This is a genomic window from Neobacillus bataviensis LMG 21833 (assembly GCF_000307875.1).
GTDB classification, from domain to species: domain Bacteria; phylum Bacillota; class Bacilli; order Bacillales; family Cytobacillaceae; genus Neobacillus; species Neobacillus bataviensis.
Genome location: NZ_AJLS01000180.1, coordinates 1 through 527, shown reverse-complemented (window position 1 = coordinate 527; position 527 = coordinate 1). Strand labels below are relative to the sequence as shown.

At 38.9% G+C, this 527-nt stretch carries 1 protein-coding gene; it reads right to left on the bottom strand.

What is annotated here, in order from left to right; all coding sequences use genetic code 11:
* On the bottom strand, positions 1–527 hold a 527-nt coding region (locus BABA_RS24480), incomplete at both ends, for a restriction endonuclease subunit S (protein WP_007087960.1).

The following is a 527-nucleotide window of genomic DNA, read 5'->3' as shown; positions in this document are numbered from 1 at the left end:
CTGTTCTTTCAACAAATCTAACTTACGTTGATGAAGAGCGATAGTGTCATCTAGCTGTTTAAAGAATGAGCCTATTTTCGTCTGTTCTGCTAGTGTCGGAACATTGATTGGAACTTGACCAATCTCATTCTTGTTAATTTTCTTTGGAAAGGCGATATGCAAAGTCCTCTTCCAAATCTGGTCTTGTACAAATGGTGCATAAATACTTGCCTGCAAGAAATAAGGATTTAACTCCTCAGATTTGAATAGTGCAAGACTAACGTAATAGGCGAGGTCTTCGTCTGTTTCAACGACATTCGCAGTTCCTATATCCCCGATTCGAGTCATCAAGACATCACCTCGTTGTGGTCTTATTTTGAATTCATCTTCAAAAGCCTCACGAGAAATGAACTTATTTGAAGTCAAAGTCTTGATATTCTCAACACTAAGAAACATCACACCATTATCTTGATACTTAGGAGTTTGGTGGGTTCCGTCATAAATATCGGAAACCTCGTTCAACTTACGCTGTTCCCAATCGTCAGCAA